At 63.8% G+C, this 4,423-nt stretch carries 3 protein-coding genes; 1 reads left to right on the top strand and 2 read right to left on the bottom strand.

Translation table 11 applies throughout. From position 1 onward, the window contains the following. The coding region (locus ACRDPS_RS08170; RefSeq protein WP_431501129.1) for a DUF1731 domain-containing protein at positions 1-126 on the top strand (126 nt) is incomplete at its 5' end. Positions 127-582: 456 nt separating this feature from the next. On the opposite strand, the gene ACRDPS_RS08165 is transcribed toward ACRDPS_RS08170, so the two are convergent. Continuing rightward, a complete protein-coding gene (locus ACRDPS_RS08165) occupies positions 583-3,312 on the bottom strand; it encodes an AAA domain-containing protein (protein WP_431501128.1) in 2,730 nt (909 codons plus the stop codon). A gap of 106 nt (positions 3,313-3,418) precedes the next feature. Continuing rightward, on the bottom strand, positions 3,419-4,234 hold the full coding sequence (locus tag ACRDPS_RS08160) for a hypothetical protein (RefSeq protein ID WP_431501127.1): 816 nt from the start codon (positions 4,232-4,234) through the stop codon (positions 3,419-3,421). Positions 4,235-4,423 lie beyond the last annotated feature (189 nt).

Genomic DNA, 4,423 nt, shown 5'->3' with positions numbered 1-4,423 from the left:
GGCACGGAGGGCGCCGAGGAGATGGCGCTGGCGAGCCAGCGTGTCGAGCCGGTCGCTCTCGGGACGAGCCATGAGTTTCGCCACCCGACCCTGGAGGCGGCGCTGCGCCACGTACTCGGCCGATGAGCGAGCCTCAGACGTTCAACCAGACGAACGGAAGTTCGTTCGTCTGGTTGAAGTTCGGGTCTAGCCAACCAGCGGGAAGGCGGTGACTAGTCGGCGCACGTCGATGACTCCCGTGAGGGGGTCAACTGGTGTGGCAAGCCCTCGCGCACCAGTAGCACCCGTTGCTTTGTGGATACGTCGTTCTCGCCTCTGCCACAGCACTGACGCAGATGCGGTGGGTGCCGAGGTCGCGCCGATTATGGAAGTCGGGAAGCTTTGGGCAGCCGGCCGAGAGGTCATGGACCTCGTGGTCTCCGTTGGATTGGGCGATCTTGTTGACGCAGTACCGGGGCACAGAGTCCTCCTGGACGGGTAGGACGCACGCCACGTCCCGATTGCGAGAGGATTGTCCGGCGAAATGACTTGTTCAGAACGCATGTGCCTGGGCCGGGTTCACCGCGATTGGGTACGAGCTGGCTAAGCGTCCGCCTCTCGCAGCGCCTGTCGGATGCGGCCCCATTCGCGGCTCCCGTTCGTTGGTAGCCGGAGCAGGGGAACACCCACGTGCTTCAAGATTGCGTCCTTCAACCGGTCGCGGGCGAGCTGGCGCGCGTCGCTGTGGAAGCTGACGCCATCCACCTCAATGACGAGGACGGGCCGGCGAGTAACCCGGTTGTAGATGACGAAGTCGACGGACGAAGTGCGCCTCACGAAGGCGGCTTGGTCAGGCGTGAGACTCGATGGGTCGGGAACTAGGTTGCGGAGCAGGATCTGCGCCTCGAGGTCGAGGTGTGTGTTGCCGCCCTCCTTGAGGATGTCACCCAACGTGACGCGTGTGATCTCCTCGGACTTGTAGCGTGCGTCAGGTCGGAGTCGCGCTGCCAGGGACTCCAATCGTGTCGAGTATTCCTTGTAGAGGAGATCGAAGATGGAGATGACGGTGCTTTCTGGATTCGCCTCACCTGGACGCTGATACTTGATGTAGCCGATGAGGTCGCGCAGGTAGCGAGTCCGGGGCAGCTCGTCGTAGTTGGTGACGAGGACGAAGTGGTCGATCGCCCTGGAGACGGCGACATTGACCAAGCGCGGGTCGTCGACGAACTTCCTCGCAAATCCGCCGTTCCGGTTCTCCGAAAGCACCGTGGTGAGCACGACCATCGGCTTCTGCCGGCCCTGGAGCCGATGCACGGTATCGGCCATAGCGATCTCATCGTCAAGCTGGTCGGCTGCCATACCGACCTGCTGACGAAACGCCGCCGCAACGGCGATGTCCGCTGCGGCGACACCCGGGAGGTGCTCCTTGAGCACCTCTTCCTTGATGACATCGATCTCGCGCTGGTTCGAGCGCGCGCGCATGTGGTTGCCCGGCGGGGTGGGGTGGACGAGCATCGCGGGCTCTGCGCGGTCGTCGGACGTCGTGAAGGGGATTAGCTGCCCGTCGTAGAACGCACGGTTGCAGAACCCGATGATCATGGGATGGCACCGATAGTGCTCGCGCAGAAGCGTTCGGGGGAGTGTGGCCGGAAAAAGACTGAGTAGCGAGGAGAGAATGCTGTGCTTGGCGTAGTCGTACGCGTCCACCTCTGGAGGCGCGACGCCCTCGCCTGCCTTGCTGAACGGCGCCAATTGTTTCAGGTCGCCGACCACCACCAGGTTGCGGCACGAGGCCATCGCCAAGGTGGCGGTCAACAAGTCGGCTTGTGAGGCCTCATCGATGATCAGGTAGTCGAGCAGGTGGCCAGGGGCGAGGCTTGTGGGAATCGAGTGACAGGTGCTCAAGATCACCGGGTAGTCACGAAGGAAGTGGCTGAACCTGCTGGCGCTTCGATAGGTCTGAGGGGTATACGTCCTCGGCTCGCCTTCGCTCAGCTTCGCCACGGCAGCCGCGAAGCTCTCCTGGGAGACCTGCTGGTACTCACCGACAAGGTCGTCGAACCGCCTGCCTTCGAGCTGTCGCTCGATCGTTGCAATGCGGTCGGTGAGCTCGCTGATCCGCTTCTGGTAGAACTGCGACTGCAACGCCAACACGACCTCGCTGTCGCCAGGGTCCAGACCGTGGAGTCTGCCGAAGCGAAAGTAGCGCCGGACCCGGTTCAGCAGACCACGCCTTGGGGCGCCACGGGTCTCGAGGAGCAGGTCGATGATCGTCTCCGCCGAGCGCCGAAGCAACGGGAGCTTGCTGACGTCCGGAAGCGTGTCCACCTGCATGTGCTGGTCGAAGTGCTTCTGTTCGAGCTTGTACTCGATGAGGAGCGCGCGAGCCTGTGCCCGGTCGCGGTCGGCCTCCAGGAGCCGGTGCATCCGGCGTTCCAACTCGGCGAGCTGTTCCGGGTCGGGTGCGGCTGGGGCGGTACGTACAAAGTCTTGAGCGACCTCGTTGCGCTCCGACTGCGCCGCGAAGAAGGCTTCGCGCTTCTCCTTACGGCCGAGATTCGCGACGAGGTGACCGAACCCCTGTTCGCCCAGCTTGTCGCGTACGTTGTCGACGGCTGAGTTGTTGAAGGAGACGACACCGACGCTGCCGAGGCCGTAGGTGACGATGTTGGCGATGACATTGAGGATGGTCTCCGTCTTGCCGGTGCCTGGAGGCCCCTCGATCACAGAGATCGAGTGAGTGAGCGCCTTGTTCACCGCTTCTCGTTGGCTGAGGTTGCTCCGGAACGGGAAGACGAGGGGTTGGTCACGGCTGCGTGGCGGGCCGAACTCGCCGGCGAGGTAACGAGCCAGTGCGCTGTGGGGATGGACCGCCATCGACCTGTAGGGCCGGACGATTGGATCGTCTGCATCCATCGTCTCGGCGATCGCGCGCAGGTAGCGAAGGGCGTCGCCGGCTTGGCGAGATGTGGACGTGACATCGGCCGCCATGACAACGTCGGCGGCGGGGTAGCTATAACAGGTATCTTTGCTGCCCTGGGTGCGGAACACCTTGCGCAGCGAACCGGTCGGGCCACCGAACTCGAAGACGGTGTCGATGCCTGTCCACATCTCGCCGCGGATCAACAACTGGGAGTCTTCAGGAACGGGAATGACTGTCGGCTTCACGATGATCGCGTTCGCCTGCGAGTAGGGGTAGGTCTTGTCGCTCCGGTAAGTGATGCGAACCCGGTTACCGGTCACCTCGAACGAGCGCACCTCCGAGGTCTTGTCGCGCCATAAGGTGGTGCCTTTCTCGCGGGTCATCACGAGGAACTTTCGTGGGTCGATCATGTCCGAGCTCCCGAGCGGTCGGCGTCCCCAACCCAGTCATGGTCTCAGGAGTCAGGGTTGGCGAACGCCGTTTCTGACGACCTGGCGGGGCAGGTTCCTGCTTCGTTCACCTGGCCCTACGTCTGATGGCATGCCGGATCCACCTCTGCAGGTGCTGCCAGGACGTGACAGCACCCCGACGTAGCGCACTCTTCGTGGCAGCCTCCGCTAATGCGAGGCCGGGGACCATGACGGGTAGGGCTGCCGTGTTGAACACCCAAAGCAGAGCAAAAACGAGCAGATCCGAGCCGAAGCGCATGCAGGCAGCGAAGAGTGGGAGCGTCGATGCCATCCACGCTCGTGTGGTCCACGCATTGATCCGGCTCTGGATGGAGCCCGAGCGCAGTGGACTTGTCCACACCTCCACGAAGAAGTCCCCCGCGATGTCGAGGCGATCTTCTGTCCGGTCTTTGCCGATGTTGGAGGCAGCAAGATGTTCCTGAACGCGATTCGAGAGCATCGCGCCGCACACCATCATCATGAAGCCGCCGACGATCGGCGGGCCTAGATCCAGGAGCGTCGCTGATGTCGTGGGCGGACCCACCGCGGATCGGTGGTCGAGGCCGCGGAAGAAACCGGCGATGCCGAGGGCCCCCAGGGACCATGTGAGAGTGACCAGCCATGTCGGTTGGAGTCCTCGGCCGAGCGCTTCGACCCTGCGGTCGTAGAGGTCTGCAAGAGGCGCTCGCTGCTCGGCGTTCTCAAGGGACGTGATGAGCTCGCGAAGGGCGTTCAGGCGAGCAACCCGACGGTGAACCGGATCATGCCACCCGGCTGTCACCACGAGTGTCGCGGCCGCAGCGAGGACGGCCAAAGACGTGAGGACGAGGGTCGCGACATCGTTGAATCGGTCCCAGGACATCTGGTCGAGGATGGCGGTCACGCTCGTCATCCTTGCTGACTCGTGACTACATCGTGACCGCGCGGCGCGGCAGTCGGTCAGCTGGTCGGGAGCTCCGTCTTGGTGAGGCTCTCGGAGACCTCCCAGAGCCGGGCGGCGTCCTCGCGGGCGATCGGCCGGTAGAGCGACTGCGCCGCGGGCGCGCCGCCGAGGTGGCCCGGTCCGCTGGGG

The sequence above is a fragment of the Nocardioides sp. genome (assembly GCF_050699375.1).
Classification (GTDB): Bacteria; Actinomycetota; Actinomycetes; order Propionibacteriales; family Nocardioidaceae; genus Nocardioides.
Note: the sequence above shows the minus strand (reverse complement) of the source record. Positions and strands in the feature narration are given on the sequence as shown.